Source organism: Halobacillus litoralis (assembly GCF_009856355.1).
GTDB classification, from domain to species: domain Bacteria; phylum Bacillota; class Bacilli; order Bacillales; family Halobacillaceae; genus Halobacillus; species Halobacillus litoralis_B.
On record NZ_WMEW01000018.1, the window covers coordinates 15,641 to 32,924 of the forward strand.

Genomic DNA, 17,284 nt, shown 5'->3' on the forward strand with positions numbered 1-17,284 from the left:
TGGTATAATTGATAACTTTATTTGACTTTGTCCATAGTCTGTGGTATTCTTATAAACAGTGAGGTGGAGTGCAGTGGCTAAAACGTTAGGTGAAATTAAGCAGTCCTTAGAAGGACAGATTGGTAAACGACTAACTTTGAAAGCAAACGGCGGGCGCCGCAAGACCATTGAGCGTTCCGGTGTTTTAGCAGAAACTTATCCTGCAGTTTTCATTGTCGAGCTTGACCAGGAAGAGAATGCTTTTGAACGTGTATCATACAGCTATGCAGATGTACTTACAGAGACAGTCGAACTGACCTTTGATGACCTGAAGACTATGGCCCTTGAGCAGTGAACCTTCCGTTTGCTGCTTTTTTATTTTGCCTTCGTTTGGATCAGTCATGGGTCTGCCCTGTACGAGCGGCTTGATTGCAGAAGTTCCTGCCAGACCTGCATAGAACTACCGGTTATCCGCTGAGAGGTTTGACACATACTAACGTTGTCGTAGCTGAGTGAAAGCGAAAGGAGCTGAGAACGATGGGACGTAAGCGCAGCATGATGTCCGATTCGTTTAAGGAAGAGATCGCGAAAGAACTTGGGTTTTACGACAAGGTACAGAAAGATGGATGGGGCGGCATCTCTGGGCGCGATGCCGGAAACATGGTCAAACGGGCGATACAAATGGCAGAAGAACAAATGGTGAAAGACCGAAATTGAACGTTCCCCTTGATGCCGGGCATCAAGGGGTTTTACAGGTTTGTCTGTTTTACAGGTCCTTCTTCCTCTTCACGGTGCGAAATATGGTACAATGCTTTCAGATAATCCAGAAGAAGAGGTGCTTATATGCAGATTTTAGAAAAAGCTCCTGCCAAGATCAATTTGTCCTTAGATGTTTTACATAAACGACCGGACGGCTTCCACGAAGTGGAGATGGTGATGACGACTGTAGACTTAGCGGATCGGATTCAGCTGACCCTTCTCCATGAGCCTGTGGTGCAGGTCGAATCGGAAAGCCGCTTCGTTCCGAACGATGAGCGCAACCTTGCCTACCGCGCAGCAAAGCTGATCCAGGATCGTTTCCGTGTGAGAAAAGGTGTTCATATTCATATTGAGAAAAACATTCCTGTAGCCGCCGGGCTTGCCGGGGGAAGCAGTGACGCAGCAGCGGTCCTGCGCGGGGTTAACCGGATGTGGAATCTCGGTCTGTCTATGGATGAACTGGCCGTCCTTGGTGCTGAAATTGGGTCGGATGTATCGTTTTGTGTATACGGAGGAACGGCGCTTGCCACCGGTCGTGGTGAACAGATTCAATCCCTCCCGGCGCCGCCGCCCTGCTGGGTGGTTCTTTCAAAGCCGACCGTCGGTGTTTCAACCCAGACGGTCTATCAGAACCTGAACCTTAAAGGGGCCCATCATCCTGACACGGATGCCATGGTCGAATCCCTGAAGGACGGAGATTACGACGGAATCTGCTCGCATGTCGGCAATACACTGGAAGGTGTAACTCTTGATCTGCATCAGGAGGTGGGGCAGATTAAGGAACAGATGAAGCAGGCGGGAGCGGACGCTGTGCTTATGAGTGGAAGCGGGCCGACGGTCTTCTGTCTCGTTGATCAGGATGCCCGGGCCCAGCGGATTTATAACAGCCTGAAAGGGTTCTGTACGGAGGTTTACATGGTAAGGATGCTGGGGTATCGGGAAACCACTTGATAAATTCCGTACATATTTGTTATATTTAACTAAAATATTCGGATTTTGAGGTGTCCTTACTATGAAAAGAAGTGAAAGGCTCGTTGCGATGACGCATTTTATCCTGGACCAGCCGAGAACGTTGATTTCCCTTCCCTTTTTCTCGGAAAAGTACGGAGCTGCCAAGTCCTCCATCAGTGAAGACCTTGGCATTATTAATACAATGTTCCAGCATGAGGGGATCGGTTATTTAGAAACGATATCCGGTGCAGCCGGGGGAGTGAAATACATCCCTGTATTCTCGGAAGATTACAGCCGTACGTTCGTCAATCAGCTCTGTGATCGTCTGGAGGATCCGGAACGTCTGCTCCCCGGGGGTTATTTGTTTATGAGTGATATACTCGGCGATCCGGAGACGACAAGGAATATCGGCCGCATGTTCGCTTCTGCCTTCCGTGACAAGGGGGTCGACGTCGTCATGACTGTGGCCACCAAAGGCATTCCCCTGGCCTATGCCGTAGCTTCGTACTTGAATGTTCCGGTTGTCATCGCCAGGAGGGATCCTAAGATTTCGGAGGGATCCACGGTGAGCATCAACTATGTGTCCGGGTCCACCCGTAAAATTCAAACGATGGTGCTCACAAAACGATCCCTGCAGGAAGGTTCAAGAGTCTGCATCATCGATGACTTTATGAAGGCCGGTGGAACCATCAACGGCATGCGCAACCTGTTAAAAGAATTCAATGCGGAACTCGCCGGTATCGGTGTCCTCGCAGAAGCGGAGGATGAAGAAGAGGATCGTGTGGTGGAAGAGTATTTATCGCTCGTTCAAATCGTCAATGCAGACGACCGCCGCTCGACCATCGAAGTCCGTCCGGGGAATCTGCTTGAAAATATCTAACCTTTTCCAAAGCTCTCATTCTTTTGTATGAGGGCTTTTTTCATGGGATGAAATTCTACGGGGGACGTAAGTTCATTGAATATAAAAATTTTTTAGAAAACAGGCAGGAATTTTTCCCGTTTTGTGGAATTTGTGTTACATAAGTTCTTTTGGAATAAAAAGGTGGTGAAATTAATGGAAGTAACTGACGTAAGACTGCGACGCGTGAATACTGATGGAAGAATGCGAGCAATTGCTTCTATTACCTTGGACCAGGAATTTGTTGTCCATGACATACGGGTGATTGATGGCAACAACGGATTGTTTGTGGCGATGCCGAGCAAGCGGACTCCGGATGGAGAGTTCCGCGACATTGCACACCCGATCAATTCAGGTACACGTGGAAAGATCCAGGACGCTGTACTTGAAGCCTATCACCAGGCTGGTGAAGAGGAAGGAGCAGAGGTGGAATTCGAAGAAGCCGGAGCCTCCTGATACTTAGGAAACAACGAGAGTCTAACCGATGTGGTTAGGCTCTTTTTTCTGTTCTGGTAAAACCTTCATCCTTTGTCCTATATTGTTGAAATCGCCCTTGGATTAAGATATGATTCAAAGTGGATAATTAGGATGGAGGTTCTTTCATGACGAATCGATATGCCGTCGTACTGGCAGCTGGACAAGGGACACGTATGAAATCGAAACTGTACAAGGTTCTGCACCCTGTAGGTGGAAAACCAATGGTTCAGCATGTCGTCGACCAGTTGAATACATTAGATCTAAGTGAATTGATTACAGTAGTAGGATTTGGAGCGGAGAAAGTTCAGGAACAGCTTGGTTCGGACAGTCATTATGTCGTCCAGAAAGAACAGCTTGGCACAGGCCATGCCGTTCAGCAGGCCGATGACATCCTTGCGGATAAAGAAGGAACCACTGTTGTCGTCTGCGGCGATACGCCTTTATTGACAGCTGAAACCCTTCAGAAACTTCTTGATCATCACGAAGCACAGCACGCAAAAGCCACCATATTAACCGCTCATGCTGAAGAGCCCCATGGATACGGACGTGTCATCCGTGGAGGAAACGGCCAGGTGGAGCGTATCGTTGAGCAGAAGGATGCATCAGAAGAAGAACAGGCCATTCAGGAAATCAATACAGGAACCTACTGCTTTGATAATGCCCTGCTTTTTGACGCACTGAAAAACGTCTCCAATGACAACGTGCAGGGAGAGTATTATCTTCCCGATGTTGTTGAAATCCTTAAAGACCGTGGAGAAACGATCAGTGCCTATCAAACACCGGAATTCTCTGAATCCCTTGGAGTCAACGACCGTGTAGCTCTGGCAAAAGCAGAAAAATTAATGAAAGCACGTATTAACGAGAAACATATGAGAAATGGTGTCAGTCTGATCGATCCGGATCAGACGTATATCGGTCCTGATGTCACAATCGGACAGGATGTCACCATCTATCCGGGGACCGTCATTGAAGGAACGACAACGATTGAAAATGATGCTGTCGTTGGTCCCCACACAACGATCAGCAACTGTTATATCGGAGCGGAAACGACGATCAGGCAGAGTGCCGCCTCAGACAGCCGTATCGGCAATCGTGTGCAGATCGGACCATTCGCCCACATCCGCCCGCAGTCTGAACTCGGAAATGATGTGAAGGTCGGAAACTTTGTGGAAGTGAAAAAAGCCTCCTTCGGTGATGGAAGCAAAGCCTCCCACCTCAGCTACATCGGAGATGCAGAAGTCGGGAGCGGAGTGAACATCGGCTGCGGCACGATCACGGTCAATTACGATGGTCAGAACAAGCATTTGACGACGATCGAGGATGATGCCTTTATCGGCTGCAACTCCAATCTGATCGCACCGGTGACGGTCGGGCAGGGGGCCTATGTAGCGGCTGGATCCACCATCAATAAAGATGTACCATCAGAAGCGCTTTCAATCGCCCGTTCAAGACAGACGAACAAAGAGGGCTATGCAAATAAAATGAAATCGATCAAAAAAGATTAACGGAGGGTAACATCCATGGCAACTGGATATAAAGATTCAAAACTGAAAGTATTCTCGCTTAACTCGAACCCTGGACTGGCTGAGGAAATAGCGGACAACATTGGAGTGGAACTTGGGAAGTGTACAGTAACAAGCTTCAGTGACGGGGAAATTCAAATCAATATCGAAGAAAGTATCCGCGGCTGCGATGTCTATGTCGTCCAATCGACCTGCGAGCCTGTCAACCAGCACATCATGGAACTGTTGATTATGATCGATGCTCTTAAACGTGCGTCTGCCCGTACCATCAATATCGTTATGCCTTACTACGGCTATGCCCGTCAGGATCGTAAGGCCCGCGCCCGTGAACCGATCACAGCCAAGCTGATTGCCGATCTGCTTGAAACAGCCGGGGCTTCCCGTGTCCTTATGCTGGATCTGCACGCGCCGCAGATCCAAGGGTTCTTCAACCTGCCGATCGATCACCTTGTCGGAGTACCGATTCTTTCCGACTACTTCGAAGAGAAGAATTTTGACGACCTCGTCATCGTCTCTCCGGACCATGGTGGTGTGACCCGTGCCCGTAAAATGGCCGACCGCCTGAAAGCTCCGATTGCGATTATCGATAAGCGCCGTCCGCGTCCGAACGTTTCGGAAGTGATGAACATTGTCGGGAACATTGAAGGCAAGACAGCCATTCTGATCGATGACATCATCGATACAGCCGGGACGATTACGCTTGCGGCCAATGCCCTTGTGGAAAACGGGGCAACAGAAGTCTATGCGTGCTGTACGCACCCTGTCCTTTCCGGACCGGCCATCGACCGTATAGACAACTCTAAAATTAAAGAACTGGTCGTGACCAATACGATTCCACTCGGTGAGGAAAAAGCCAGTGATAAGATTACGGAACTTTCTGTAGCCGGCTTGATTAGTGAAGCGATCATCCGTGTTCACGAACGCCAGTCCATCAGCATACTATTCGATTAATTTACGAAAATACGTTTAGCTCTCTGCTTTAATGGGAAACTTTTATTAATGATTGGTAAATTAATGGAGGTTGATTATTTTGGCTATTACGTTGAAAGCGAAACAAAGACAAAATCTCAAACAATCCGTCACGCGTGAACTGCGCCAGGAGGGAGATATCCCGAGTGTTGTTTACGGAAATGACAAAGAACCGATCACGGTTGCTGTTAACAGCATAGAGTTACTTAAAACTGTTCGTGATGAAGGGAAGAACGCGATCATTTCCCTGAATATCGAAGGTAAAGATACAGTTGATGTGATGCTGCATGACTATCAGGTGGATCCTTTGAAGGATGAATTGATCCATGCCGACTTTTATGTCGTGAACATGTCCCAGGAGATGGACGTGGAAGTACCGGTTCGTCTTGAGGGTGAAGCCGCCGGAAGCAAAGAAGGCGGTGTCGTCCAACAGCCACTTTATGATCTTGCCGTACGTGCAAAACCTGCGGATATCCCAGAGGAAATCCTCGTGGATATCTCTGAACTGAACATCGGCGACAGCGTGATGGTCAGTGATTTGAAGGCTTCCCGTAATTATGAAATTACAGAAGATGACAATACGACCATTGTTTCCGTAACACCACCGGAGGAAATGCCGGAGGAAGAGCCGGAACCATTGGAAGTTGATGCTGATCCAGAAGCGTCCGAAGAAAAATTCGAGGATGAAAAAGCTGGAACAGATGAAGCGAAACAGTAAAACAGGATCCCATGGATCGAGGGGCGCGGCCATAAAGGCCCGCCCCTTTTCTCTGTTTAGAAACGGTGGAAAAGGGGATGGTAGGAATACAAATGCCTTTCCAGCGTGTTTTGACATTATTTTTGAATCAGCTTTGCTATAATAGATGGTAGTAGAAAAAAAGGGAGTTCATTATGAAATGTATTGTTGGTCTCGGTAACCCGGGAAAGAAGTATGACCAGACCCGTCACAATGCCGGGTTTATGGTGCTCGATGAATGGGCGGAACGAAACAACTGGTCATTCAGTCAAAAGAAATTTAATGGTTTATATACGATGGAGCGGATAGACGGTGAGAAAGTGGTGCTGTTAAAGCCGCAGACCTACATGAATCTGTCAGGGGAATCGCTCAGACCGCTGATGGATTATTACGATCTGGATGTGGAGGATATTCTTGTCATTTATGATGACCTGGACCTTCCACCCGGAAAAATCCGCCTGCGCAAAAAAGGCGGTCATGGAGGTCACAACGGCATCCGCAGTATCATCGACCACCTTGGCACGAAGGAATTCAAACGGCTTCGTGTCGGTGTAGGCCGTCCGGAAGGCTCCAAAAGCGTCATCGATCATGTGCTCGGCACGTTCACAAAGGAAGAGAAGCCATATGTGGAAGACAGCGTTGATTATGCCGTGAAAGCGTGCGGGGCGTGGGTCAGCCAGACTTTCGACGAAGTGATGAATACGTACAATATGAAATGAGACCTGTTTACTTTTGAGTTCGTATAACGGACCACAAGGACGGTAACACTATCTACCATCACCCCTTCAAGGAGGATGGACATGAAAATTCGATACTTCTGCCGTCACTGTGAGAATCAGGTTGGAGAATTAGATGCAGCACACGTGGATGTTTCTCAACTAGGGTTTGATCTGTTGAATGATCAGGATCAGGAACAGATGGTTCATATGACCGCTGATGGCGATATGAATATACGGACGATCTGTGACTCATGTAAAGAATCATTGGACGAACATCCACATTACCATGAACTGGACCATTTTATTCAGTAAATCCCGACCCACAGCTTGAGCTGAGGGAAAAGGTGGTGGAGGAATTCGTTATGCAAGGGATAAAGGATTATTTACATCCGAAGGAAGATGTACAGTCCGTGATTGAAGGTTTTCAATCCGGGATGAAAGAACAAATGGTGGCAGGTCTTTCCGGAGCCTCCAGGAGCCTGATGATTTCTCTTCTTCAGGAATCACTGGACCGACCGGTCATTCTTGTCACTCACCAGCTCATACAAGCACAGCAGCTGTATGAAGACATGCAGGAGCTTGCAGACCCTGATCAGGTTCATCTGTATCCGGTCAATGAACTGATCGCTTCGGAAATCGCTGTAGCGAGTCCTGAACTCCGCAGTCAGAGAATCGAAGCGCTCAGCCAGTGGCTTTCACAGGAAAAAGGTGTATTGATCGCACCTGTAGCTGCTTTAAAGCGCATGATGCCGCCGCAATCCTATTGGGAGCGTAACCTGCTCCCTTTTCGTGTTGGTGAAGAAATCAACCTGGAGGATTATTTAGACCGCTTTATCAGCATGGGGTACGAACGTACGGAAATGGTGGCGACTCCAGGAGAGTTTTCCCTCCGCGGAGGGATTCTGGATGTATATCCATTAACCGCCGAATTCCCGTACCGGATCGAGTTGTTCGATACAGAAGTGGACTCGATCCGAACGTTTGATTCAGAAACCCAGCGTTCCCATCAAAAGGTGGAGACGGTTACGATCGGCCCGGCGACCGAACTGCTGTTGACGCCCGAGGACTTTACAAGAGCGCATCACCGTCTGGAAAACGCCCTGGCCCATTCCTTGAAGAAGCTGACGAAGACAGAATCCAAGGAAACCCTGAGCAGGGTGATTGATCATGACCTGGAGCGCCTGAATCAGCAGGAAAGATTCCAGGAAATGTATAAGTACATTGAAATGTTCTATGAGGAGCCTGTCAGTCTACTAGACTACTTGTCTAAGGACGGGCTTGTCGTTTTAGATGAGATGAGCCGGATTCAGGAAACCGCTCATCGTCTGGATCAGGAGGAGGGTGAGTGGCTGCAGAGCATGCTGGAGGCGAATCAGGCGGTACGCGATCTGCATTTATCCTTTGACTGGCAGGATACGTGGAATAAAATCGAACATCCCCGTCTTTATTTATCTGTTTTTATGCGTCATATAGCCAACACCCAGCCACAGAACATCGTCAACATTTCCAGCCGGCAGATGCAGCAGTTCCACGGTCAGATGAACCTGTTGAAAAATGAGATGGACCGCTGGGAGAAGCAGGACTACTCTGTCGTGATTCTCGCGCCGGATGAGAACCGCCAGGAGAAGATTCAGGGAGTGCTCGCGGATTACGATATTGAAGCTGTTCCTGCTAAAGGGGAACCGCAACTCCCGCTTGTGAAACCGACCATTATGATCGGCAATATCAGCAGCGGTTTTGAATGGCCGATGCACAAGATGGCCGTTCTGACGGAAAAAGAGTTGTTCAAAAAGCGGACGGCCAAGCCGAAGCGCAGACAGAAAATGTCCAACGCCGAACGGATCAAAAACTATCAGGAACTTAAAGTCGGCGATTACATTGTGCATGCCAGTCACGGGATCGGGAAATACCTCGGAATTGAAACACTGAAAATGGGAGGAAGTCATAAGGACTTTCTGATGGTGAATTACTCGGGGAATGACAAATTATATGTACCGATCGACCAGATTGACATGATCCAGAAGTATGTCGGCTCTGAAGGTAAGGAACCAAAAGTCTATAAACTGGGCGGCAGCGAGTGGAAAAAGGTCAAAAGCCGTGTGCAGTCCTCTGTTGAGGATATTGCTGATGACTTGATTGAACTGTATGCCGAGCGTGAAGCATCCAAGGGGCATGCCTTTCAGGAAGACGGTGAAATGCAGCGTGAATTTGAAGCGGCTTTCCCATATGAGGAAACAGAAGACCAGCTCCGCTGTATCGAAGAGATCAAATCAGATATGGAGCAGATCCGTCCGATGGACCGCCTGCTCTGTGGAGATGTCGGATATGGAAAAACCGAAGTGGCGATCCGTGCTGCCTTCAAAGCGATTGCAGAAGGCAAGCAGGTGGCTCTGCTTGTGCCGACGACGATTCTTGCCCAACAGCATTATGAGACGCTTCAGGAGCGTTTTCAGGGCTTCGGCGTCAATGTTGGTCTTATGAGTCGTTTCCGTACGAAAAAGCAGCAGAAGGAGACGACAGACCGATTGAGAAAAGGCCTGGTCGATGTTGTGGTCGGTACACACCGGGTTCTTTCCAAGGACATCGAATTCAAGGACCTCGGTCTCTTAATTGTCGATGAAGAACAGCGTTTCGGAGTGAAACACAAAGAGAAAATCAAGCAGTTGAAAAACAATGTGGATGTTCTCACACTGACAGCGACACCGATTCCGCGTACGCTGCATATGTCTATGCTTGGTGTCCGGGATTTATCAGTCATTGAAACCCCGCCCGCCAACCGGTTCCCGATCCAGACGTACGTGCTGGAATACAACCCGATTTTCCTCAGAGAAGCAGTCGAAAGGGAGATGGCGAGAGACGGCCAGGTGTTCTTCCTGTTCAACCGGGTGGAGAATATCGAACGGATGGCGCAGGAGATTGCCGAACTCGTACCGGAAGCACGGGTGAACTTTGCTCATGGGCAGATGAATGAAACGGAACTTGAAAATGTCATGTTCTCCTTCCTCGGCGGTGAGTCGGACGTGCTTGTCAGTACGACGATCATTGAAACCGGGGTCGACATCCCGAACGTGAACACATTGATTGTCTATGACGCTGACCGCATGGGTCTCAGCCAGCTGTATCAGCTGCGTGGACGTGTCGGGCGTTCCAACAGAGTGGCCTACGCGTACTTTACGTATCAGAAGGATAAAGTACTTACAGAAGTAGCGGAGAAAAGACTGCAGGCCATTAAGGAATTCACCGAGCTGGGATCTGGATTTAAGATCGCCATGCGTGATCTGTCCATCCGTGGAGCGGGGAATCTGCTTGGCTCCCAGCAGCACGGCTACATCGATTCGGTCGGGTTTGATATGTATTCCCAAATGCTTAAAGATGCGATTGAGGCGAAGCGCCAGGGCAAAAAACCGGAGGAAGTCCAGCCGTTCCAGCCTGAGCTTGATTTGAGCGTGGATGCTTATATACCGGATGATTATATTGCTGATGAAAAACAGAAAATCGACATGTATAAATTGTTCCAGGCCGTGGAGTCTATCGAAGATATCCAGGATCTCAGGGATGAGCTCATCGACAGGTTCGGTGACTATCCGGAAGAAGTGGAAAACCTCTTCCGCGTCTCCAGCATCAAGCTTCAGGCGAAACGGGCCCGGATCGAGTCGGTCGCAGAGAAGAAGAAGAAAATTGAAATGCTGATGGAAGCCGAGCAGAGCCGGGACATCGACGGTTCGAAGTTGTTCGACTTTGCCAACTCCTACGGAAGGATGGTTCAGCTCGGTACCGAAGACAGCCAGCTGAAAGTCACCTTCACATGGGACCGCAAACAGGAATTCGACCGCTACAGGCTCGTGGAGGAATTCATCGGACGTCTTCCGGATATGATGAGAGAAACGACAACAGCCTGATCACTCCCGGGAGATTTCAGCCTGCAGAGAAACCCTTTTGTTTCTCTGCAGGCTTTTTTATGCTTCATGGAGCACTGATTCTCCTTTTCTGCTGGTTTCTTCTCCTGATCAGAGGGAAGCCTTACATTATTTATGAAAAAAACCAGACCAAGGGTGTATAGGTTTTTATTGCTGAACCATACTATCGTTAATCACCCGCTTGTTCTGCTTGCTCTTCAACAGGAGAAGGAAAGGTAGTCATCACAGAAAAGGAGGCAGCATAAAAGAATGAAAGCAACTGGTATTGTACGTCGTATTGATGATCTAGGCCGTGTTGTTATTCCAAAAGAAATCCGCCGCACTCTCAGAATTCGTGAAGGAGATCCATTGGAAATCTTCGTGGACAGGGAAGGGGAAGTCATCTTGAAGAAATATTCCCCGATTAGTGAACTGGGTGATTTTGCGAAGGAATATGCGGAAGCCTTAAGTGAGTCCCTGGAATCCCCTGTTCTTATTTGTGACCGGGATGAGTATATCGCTGTGGCTGGTGGAGGCAAGAAAGAATACATGAACCGGTCGATCGGATCAAAGGTGGAGGAAGTGATGGATTCACGGTCCATGGCTTCTGAGAAGCATCCGGACCCAGTGGAATTCGTCCGCGGGCAGGAAGAGGACGTCATATCCTATCTTATTCATCCTATCATCGCCCAGGGAGATCCCATTGGATGTGTGATTGCGTTTAATAAAGAAGGAGCACCTCTTGAAGACGGCGCAGATAAGGCGGTTCAGACGGCAGCAAGTTTTCTTGCCAAACAGATGGAATAACACAAAGGTCAGGCCGATGGTCTGGCCTTTTCCTGTGATATAATGAAAGTTCTGAACACATACATATGAGGAGAACGTTCCAAAATGATTCAAACATCTACACCATCTATTTTAAAAGGGGCCTTCATTCTTTCTCTGGCCGGTCTGATCAGCAAAATGATCAGTGCCGGCTACCGCGTTCCTCTGCAGAACTTGACTGGAGACCTTGGTTTTTACGTGTATCAGCAGGTCTACCCTATTCTTGGTATGGCGCTGGTACTGGCTTTGTACGGTTTCCCCGGAGCCATCTCTAAATTAATATCCGACACCCATCACATCAGTCGTCCGGTGTCGATCCCGTCGTTTTATCTGCCTGTCTTCGCTCTTCTTTTGGTTTTCAGTCTGATCGTCGCGGTCATTGGATGGCTGGAGGCGCCGCAGCTGGCCCGGTGGATGGGGGACCCGCGTCTTGTCCCATCGATCCGCACATCATTTTTCGTCTTTTTGTTTATTCCTGTGATTTCTGTCCTGCGGGGCGTATTCCAGGGAAAGAATGATATGACGCCTACCGCGGTCTCGCAGATTGTGGAACAGATCTTGCGGGTCGCAGTCATTATCGCGGCTGCTCTTATCGTTTCACGAGGGGGCGACCTGTATCATATCGGCGCAGGAGCGGCGTATGGAAGTATGGCCGGTGCGCTTGCTGCGGCTGTTTTCCTTATCATTTGGACAGTGAAAAAGCCGGGACTTTGGAGCTTCGACCGTTTTCCTTGCCGGACTCCTTTCAGCAGACACGTTCTGTTGTACGGTTTACTGATTTCCTTTAATTATATGCTGCTGTTGTCTCTTCAGCTTGTCGATGCCTTTACGTTGGTTCCGCAGCTGGTTCAGGCCGGCTATTCACCGGAGGAGGCCAAGGTCGTTAAAGGCATTTATGACCGCGGTCAGCCATTGATACAGCTGGGAACGATCCTGGCTTCCTCTCTCGCTCTTGCCTTGATTCCTTCCGTAACGCGAAGGCGGCTGGAGGAGAGTCCTGAACAAGTTCGGTTTTCCATTACAAGTGCGGGCAAGATTACGCTGTATATATCCACCGGTGCGGCCGCCGGTTTGATCTTCCTTTTCCCGGATGTGAACAAGGTCTTCTTCCAGGACGAGGCGGGGAGCGGTTATTTAAGGGTGCTCATGCTTGTCATCATCGGCAGCTCCCTCTCCATTACGACTGCCTCTGTCCTCCAAGGGCTTGGACGGGTCAGGCAGACGGCCTTTATCGTAATCGGTGGAATTGGAGTAAAGGCAGCGGTTAATCTCCTATGGATCCCCGCTGCCGGCATTTACGGAGCTTCTTTTGCCTCGTTAACCGCTGTTGCTTTTGTTTTGCTTGGAAATATCGTAATCTTAAGGAAAGATCTATCATTAAAGAAGCGGCATCATACGCCGGGGGTCTCCCTCGTATTGGCTGTTGCAGGAATGTCTGCTGCATTGTACATAAGCAGAGGAATGATCAAGGCACTGTTCGCTCTGGATGACCGGCTGCCGCTTCTTCTATATATTCTGGCCCTGTCTGCCGGGGGAGCTGTGGTTTTCGGCTTGATTCTGATCAGAACCGGCGGATTCACCAGACAGGAGATTGAAGTTCTCCCTTCAAGTAAACGGCTGATTCAATTATTACCGAAAGGATGAAAACGATGCAGACGATTAAGATTTTCGGACTGGGAGCCTCGGGACTGGACCAGCTACCGCTTGGTGTATACCGGCAGCTTACGCAGACGGGTGCTCCGCTCACCGCACGGACGCTGGATCACCCTGTGGTGAGAGAGCTTGTCCAGGAAGGGCTCTCCATCGAAAGCTTTGACACGGTTTACGAAGACCATCAACAGTTCGGCGGTGTTTATGAAGAAATCACCACCCGCCTTTTGGAGCGTCCGGAAGAAGTGATTTTTTATCTTGTACCCGGGCATCCGATGATGGCGGAGAAAACCGTCCAGCTTCTCTTGGAAAAGGAGAAGGATGGGGCGGTAAACGTAGAGATCGAGGGGGGGCAGAGTTTTCTTGATGCGACTTTCACCACTCTCGGTATCGACCCGATTGAGGGTTTCCAGCTTGTCGATGCGACTGATATCAAGCGTGAGCAGCTGACATATACCAGTCATCTGATTTTGTGTCAGGTGTATGATGCGATGACCGCATCCGAAGTGAAGCTGACGCTGTTGGAGGATCTGCCGGCTGCACATCCGGTGACGATCGTTACAGCGGCAGGCGGGACGGATGAGCATGTCCGTACGGTTCCTTTAGAGGATCTCGACAGAAGTGTGGAAGTCGATAACCTGACAAGTGTTTATGTCCCTCCTGTAGAGAAAACGCATCTGAACCACCAGTTTTTCCGGCTGAGGGAAGTAATCAGGGTTCTACGCAGTCCTGAGGGATGTCCATGGGATCGGAAGCAGACCCATGAGTCCTTGAGAAAGTATTTGATCGAAGAGACGTACGAATTCATCGATGCCGTCAACCAGATGGATGATGATCAAATGGTTGAAGAGCTTGGCGATGTGCTCCTGCAGGTGATGCTGCATAGTCAAATCGGCGAAGATGAAGGATATTTCACTATTGACGACGTAATAGTATCGGTAACGGATAAAATGATCCGCCGCCACCCTCATGTCTTCGGAGAGGTCCGGGCAGATACGACAGACGAAGTGCTGACGAACTGGGAGGCGATCAAACAGCAGGAAAAGGGAGAAGCTTCTCCGCGTCTGCTGGATTCCGTTCCCGAAAGCTTCCCGGCTCTCCTGCAGGCGGAGGAACTGCAGAAGAAGGCGGCGAAGGTCGGTTTCGACTGGGAGGATGTCACACCTGTTCTGGAGAAGGTGGAAGAAGAGTGGCAGGAGTTTCAGGAAGCGTTAACCTCTGGAGATCGGGAGGAAATGGAGAAAGAATTCGGGGATTGGTTGTTTGCTATTGCCAACCTCGCCCGTCATTACCGCCTGAACAGTGAAAATGCCCTGCAGCGCACCAATCGTAAATTCAGGATGAGGCTCTCGTCCATGGAGGAATCGGTGGAGCAGAGCGGCAGAAAGCTGGAGGACTATGATTTAGACGCTTTGGAAGAATTATGGGTACAAGCGAAAGCCAAACATAAAGGAGCGGAATAAGGCATGCGTTTAGATAAATTTCTAAAGATCTCGCGGTTAATTAAACGTCGTACGCTGGCCAAGGAAGTGGCGGACCAGGGGCGGATCAGCATCAATGGCGCTCAAAGTAAAGCAGCCAGTAATGTAGCCGTCGGTGACGAGCTGACCATTCAGTTCGGCCAGAAGGTACTGACCATTGAAATCAAGGATTTAAGAGAGAACGTCAACAAAAATGAAGCAGCTTCCTTATATGAAATCAAAAAAGAAGTACCTGTGAATCAGGATTAATCCGATGAACGGCCTCCCCCGGGAGGCCGTCCGACTGTCGAGGGCATTCCCGGCAGTCTTTTTTTGTGTGAGAGGACGGATCTGTGCGTCAGGAATATCTTTTCTTCAGCTCTTCCACCGCTTGGAGGCAGTGGTTTTACGTAGGGAATCCCTTCGACCGGAGCGCAGGGGCCAAGTCATAATCCTTCTCTTTTTCTCATAGTTTGTACAAGAGAAGGAGGCTGTTAAGATGGAGAGCTATGAGAAAAATCTTGGGGGTAGGACCCAGCAGCAGGTCGACCATAACGTGAAGGTGTGGAACCGGAGAAATATTGAAATATCAGGCGTTAAGGAAGTGGACAGCTTTGATAGTGAAGAATTTCTACTTCAGACGAATATGGGCTATCTCGTCATCCGCGGCCAGAACCTGCAGATGAAAAACCTGGACCTTGATTCAGGAGTGGTTTCCATAAAAGGGAAAATGTATGAAATGACTTATTTGGACGAGCACCAGGGGGAGAAAGCTAAAGGTCTGTTTAGCAAGCTGTTCAAATGACCCTCACCACTCAGTTTATGACGATCCTTTCCATGATTGGGGGAGGGATGTTCGTTGGAGCATCCCTGGATACATTCGAACGTTTTTTTCATAAACGCAATAAGCAGAGCTGGCTTGAACTGCTGTATCAGCTCATTTTCTGGCTGGTTCAGGCAGCCTTTCTTTTTTATCTGCTTTACCTTGTGAATTACGGGGAGCTGCGGGTGTATGTCTTTGCTGCGGTCGTCTGCGGGTTTGCTGCTTATCGTGCATTATTTCAGAACCTTTACTTACGATCGCTTGAGGTCTGGATCCGGATCTTTATGGCTGTTCTCACCTTCTTAAAAAAGACGGTGTATTATCTTGTTTATGTACCCGCGAAATCCATCATTTTCCTTATTATTTCTTTACTTCTTGGCGTTTATAAGATACTTTTAAAGGGTATCATTATATTGTTAATTGTCGCTTTTTATCCAATTAAACTGCTTTTTCGAGTGATTTGGCGGTTCCTGCCGAAAAACATGAAAAATTACTTAAGTAAATCAGCAGGTTTTTTAAAAAAGATGAAGAATATAATGATCAGTTGGATAAAACGATTCAAAAAGTAAAGGAGGACGAACTTACATGGCAAAGAGACAGCAGGAGTCGGTGGCTCGGCTGGATTCTACATACATGCAGCACTATGATGCCTATATGGACAGACATCAGCGGAAGAAGAAGCGCCTGATACGCCGTCTCGCAATGTTTGCCCTGTTAGTGTCGATCGTAGCCGGATCCATGGTATTTTACCATGTGAAACAGCAGTCACTTTATGCACAGAAACATGAGCAGTATGAACAGTTGAAACAGGATATGAGCGTTTTGGAAAAAGAGGAACAGGAATTGAAGGAGGAAATTGAGCTTCTGAACGATGAGGAGTACGTGCTCCAAATTGCACGGACCAATTATTTCTTCTCCAAAGAAGGCGAAATTATCTTTAAAATGCCTGATGAGGACCCGTCTTATTGACACTCTTTTCTAAGCTTATATATAATATATAAGAAGATATATTCTTATCGAATTTCTAAGGAGGAGCATTTTTTTTATGTCAATTGAAGTAGGCAGCAAGCTGCAGGGTAAGGTAACGGGAATCACTAATTTCGGAGCGTTCGTCGAACTGCCGGATGGCAAGACGGGTCTGGTTCACATTAGTGAAGTTGCCGACAACTACGTAAAAGACATTAACGAGCACCTAAGCCAGGGTGACCAGGTGGAAGTGAAGGTTATTAATGTCGGAGATGATGGAAAGATCGGTCTTTCCATCAAGAAAGCGAAAGAGAACCAAAATCGTCGTCCGCCAAAACCTCGTAAGCCGGCCGAATCATTCGAACAGAAAATGAACCGTTTTATGAAGGATAGCGACGAACGTTTAGCATCACTGAAGAAGCACACGGAGTCCAAACGTGGAGGTCGAGGTGCTAAAAGAGGATAGCTTGCTGTCTAGGACAATGAGTAAAAGGTGCGCATCTTTTATATAAAAGAAACCCATCCAAACGCGGATGGGTTTCTTTTTTTATTTCTTCAAAGCAGAAAAGGTTTACAGAGGTGGGATGCAGGAAATGTGTGAATATAACATTTCATTATCTCTTATATATGAAATAAATATTTCAATTCGTGGA

Annotated in this window: 19 protein-coding genes; all 19 read left to right on the forward strand. The window is 48.4% G+C overall.

The window, feature by feature from the left end:
• Nucleotides 1-73 precede the first annotated feature (73 nt).
• The 19 genes from veg to GLV97_RS18440 all read left to right on the forward strand — a co-directional run bounded on the left by veg (nucleotide 74) and on the right by GLV97_RS18440 (nucleotide 17,097).
• On the forward strand, nucleotides 74-334 hold the full coding sequence (veg, locus tag GLV97_RS18350) for a biofilm formation stimulator Veg (protein WP_160839880.1): 261 nt from the start codon (nucleotides 74-76) through the stop codon (nucleotides 332-334).
• Nucleotides 335-516: 182 nt separating this feature from the next.
• Entirely contained in the window at nucleotides 517-696 is a 180-nt protein-coding gene (locus tag GLV97_RS18355; RefSeq protein ID WP_160839881.1) for a small, acid-soluble spore protein, alpha/beta type, read from the forward strand.
• Between the two features lie 126 nt (nucleotides 697-822).
• Nucleotides 823-1,689 (forward strand): 4-(cytidine 5'-diphospho)-2-C-methyl-D-erythritol kinase, encoded by an 867-nt coding sequence (gene ispE / locus GLV97_RS18360; RefSeq protein ID WP_160839882.1) that lies wholly within the window; start codon nucleotides 823-825, stop codon nucleotides 1,687-1,689.
• Between the two features lie 61 nt (nucleotides 1,690-1,750).
• Complete coding sequence (gene purR / locus GLV97_RS18365) at nucleotides 1,751-2,569, forward strand: pur operon repressor (protein WP_160839883.1); 819 nt, start codon at nucleotides 1,751-1,753, stop codon at nucleotides 2,567-2,569.
• 174 nt (nucleotides 2,570-2,743) lie between these two features.
• Nucleotides 2,744-3,043 (forward strand): septation regulator SpoVG, encoded by a 300-nt coding sequence (spoVG, locus tag GLV97_RS18370; RefSeq protein WP_027953484.1) that lies wholly within the window; start codon nucleotides 2,744-2,746, stop codon nucleotides 3,041-3,043.
• Between the two features lie 146 nt (nucleotides 3,044-3,189).
• Nucleotides 3,190-4,569: a bifunctional UDP-N-acetylglucosamine diphosphorylase/glucosamine-1-phosphate N-acetyltransferase GlmU gene (gene glmU, locus GLV97_RS18375; protein ID WP_160839884.1), complete on the forward strand. Its 1,380-nt coding sequence runs from the start codon at nucleotides 3,190-3,192 to the stop codon at nucleotides 4,567-4,569.
• A 15-nt stretch (nucleotides 4,570-4,584) separates the two neighbouring features.
• Entirely contained in the window at nucleotides 4,585-5,538 is a 954-nt protein-coding gene (locus GLV97_RS18380) for a ribose-phosphate diphosphokinase (protein ID WP_160839885.1), read from the forward strand.
• A gap of 79 nt (nucleotides 5,539-5,617) precedes the next feature.
• Complete coding sequence (locus GLV97_RS18385) at nucleotides 5,618-6,274, forward strand: 50S ribosomal protein L25/general stress protein Ctc (protein WP_160839886.1); 657 nt, start codon at nucleotides 5,618-5,620, stop codon at nucleotides 6,272-6,274.
• A gap of 173 nt (nucleotides 6,275-6,447) precedes the next feature.
• Complete coding sequence (gene pth, locus GLV97_RS18390) at nucleotides 6,448-7,011, forward strand: aminoacyl-tRNA hydrolase (RefSeq protein ID WP_160890274.1); 564 nt, start codon at nucleotides 6,448-6,450, stop codon at nucleotides 7,009-7,011.
• A gap of 81 nt (nucleotides 7,012-7,092) precedes the next feature.
• A complete protein-coding gene (locus GLV97_RS18395; RefSeq protein ID WP_160839888.1) occupies nucleotides 7,093-7,323 on the forward strand; it encodes an anti-sigma-F factor Fin family protein in 231 nt (76 codons plus the stop codon).
• Between the two features lie 50 nt (nucleotides 7,324-7,373).
• Entirely contained in the window at nucleotides 7,374-10,910 is a 3,537-nt protein-coding gene (mfd, locus tag GLV97_RS18400) for a transcription-repair coupling factor (protein ID WP_160890275.1), read from the forward strand.
• Between the two features lie 267 nt (nucleotides 10,911-11,177).
• On the forward strand, nucleotides 11,178-11,714 hold the full coding sequence (spoVT, locus tag GLV97_RS18405; protein ID WP_160842433.1) for a stage V sporulation protein T: 537 nt from the start codon (nucleotides 11,178-11,180) through the stop codon (nucleotides 11,712-11,714).
• Between the two features lie 84 nt (nucleotides 11,715-11,798).
• Nucleotides 11,799-13,376, forward strand: coding sequence for a putative polysaccharide biosynthesis protein (locus GLV97_RS18410; RefSeq protein ID WP_160890276.1), 1,578 nt, complete (start codon nucleotides 11,799-11,801; stop codon nucleotides 13,374-13,376).
• 5 nt (nucleotides 13,377-13,381) lie between these two features.
• Nucleotides 13,382-14,845 carry a nucleoside triphosphate pyrophosphohydrolase gene (mazG, locus tag GLV97_RS18415; RefSeq protein WP_160890277.1) on the forward strand — a complete coding sequence of 488 codons (1,464 nt, stop codon included), beginning with the start codon at nucleotides 13,382-13,384 and terminating at the stop codon, nucleotides 14,843-14,845.
• Between the two features lie 3 nt (nucleotides 14,846-14,848).
• Nucleotides 14,849-15,112 (forward strand): RNA-binding S4 domain-containing protein, encoded by a 264-nt coding sequence (locus tag GLV97_RS18420; RefSeq protein WP_160890278.1) that lies wholly within the window; start codon nucleotides 14,849-14,851, stop codon nucleotides 15,110-15,112.
• Nucleotides 15,113-15,341: 229 nt separating this feature from the next.
• Nucleotides 15,342-15,647: a sporulation protein YabP gene (gene yabP / locus GLV97_RS18425; RefSeq protein ID WP_160839892.1), complete on the forward strand. Its 306-nt coding sequence runs from the start codon at nucleotides 15,342-15,344 to the stop codon at nucleotides 15,645-15,647.
• A complete protein-coding gene (gene yabQ / locus GLV97_RS18430) occupies nucleotides 15,644-16,234 on the forward strand; it encodes a spore cortex biosynthesis protein YabQ (protein ID WP_160890279.1) in 591 nt (196 codons plus the stop codon). Before yabP ends, yabQ begins: the two co-directional genes overlap by 4 nt.
• A 16-nt stretch (nucleotides 16,235-16,250) precedes the next feature.
• Nucleotides 16,251-16,634, forward strand: a complete 384-nt coding sequence (locus GLV97_RS18435; RefSeq protein ID WP_160839894.1) for an FtsB family cell division protein — start codon at nucleotides 16,251-16,253, stop codon at nucleotides 16,632-16,634.
• 76 nt (nucleotides 16,635-16,710) lie between these two features.
• Nucleotides 16,711-17,097 carry a S1 domain-containing RNA-binding protein gene (locus GLV97_RS18440; RefSeq protein WP_160839895.1) on the forward strand — a complete coding sequence of 129 codons (387 nt, stop codon included), beginning with the start codon at nucleotides 16,711-16,713 and terminating at the stop codon, nucleotides 17,095-17,097.
• Nucleotides 17,098-17,284: the final 187 nt, after the last annotated feature.

Excerpts from the sequence above, each read along its gene's own strand:
- spoVG (WP_027953484.1), top strand. The coding sequence starts at position 2,744 with ATGGAAGTAACTGACGTAAGACTGCGACGCGTGAATACTGATGGAAGA.
- GLV97_RS18355 (WP_160839881.1), top strand. The coding sequence starts at position 517 with ATGGGACGTAAGCGCAGCATGATGTCCGATTCGTTTAAGGAAGAGATC.
- ispE (WP_160839882.1), top strand. The coding sequence starts at position 823 with ATGCAGATTTTAGAAAAAGCTCCTGCCAAGATCAATTTGTCCTTAGAT.
- GLV97_RS18435 (WP_160839894.1), top strand. The coding sequence starts at position 16,251 with ATGGCAAAGAGACAGCAGGAGTCGGTGGCTCGGCTGGATTCTACATAC.
- mfd (WP_160890275.1), top strand. The coding sequence starts at position 7,374 with ATGCAAGGGATAAAGGATTATTTACATCCGAAGGAAGATGTACAGTCC.
- GLV97_RS18440 (WP_160839895.1), top strand. The coding sequence starts at position 16,711 with ATGTCAATTGAAGTAGGCAGCAAGCTGCAGGGTAAGGTAACGGGAATC.
- pth (WP_160890274.1), top strand. The coding sequence starts at position 6,448 with ATGAAATGTATTGTTGGTCTCGGTAACCCGGGAAAGAAGTATGACCAG.
- GLV97_RS18380 (WP_160839885.1), top strand. The coding sequence starts at position 4,585 with ATGGCAACTGGATATAAAGATTCAAAACTGAAAGTATTCTCGCTTAAC.
- yabP (WP_160839892.1), top strand. The coding sequence starts at position 15,342 with ATGGAGAGCTATGAGAAAAATCTTGGGGGTAGGACCCAGCAGCAGGTC.
- glmU (WP_160839884.1), top strand. The coding sequence starts at position 3,190 with ATGACGAATCGATATGCCGTCGTACTGGCAGCTGGACAAGGGACACGT.
- purR (WP_160839883.1), top strand. The coding sequence starts at position 1,751 with ATGAAAAGAAGTGAAAGGCTCGTTGCGATGACGCATTTTATCCTGGAC.
- yabQ (WP_160890279.1), top strand. The coding sequence starts at position 15,644 with ATGACCCTCACCACTCAGTTTATGACGATCCTTTCCATGATTGGGGGA.
- GLV97_RS18420 (WP_160890278.1), top strand. The coding sequence starts at position 14,849 with ATGCGTTTAGATAAATTTCTAAAGATCTCGCGGTTAATTAAACGTCGT.
- spoVT (WP_160842433.1), top strand. The coding sequence starts at position 11,178 with ATGAAAGCAACTGGTATTGTACGTCGTATTGATGATCTAGGCCGTGTT.
- GLV97_RS18410 (WP_160890276.1), top strand. The coding sequence starts at position 11,799 with ATGATTCAAACATCTACACCATCTATTTTAAAAGGGGCCTTCATTCTT.
- GLV97_RS18395 (WP_160839888.1), top strand. The coding sequence starts at position 7,093 with ATGAAAATTCGATACTTCTGCCGTCACTGTGAGAATCAGGTTGGAGAA.
- mazG (WP_160890277.1), top strand. The coding sequence starts at position 13,382 with ATGCAGACGATTAAGATTTTCGGACTGGGAGCCTCGGGACTGGACCAG.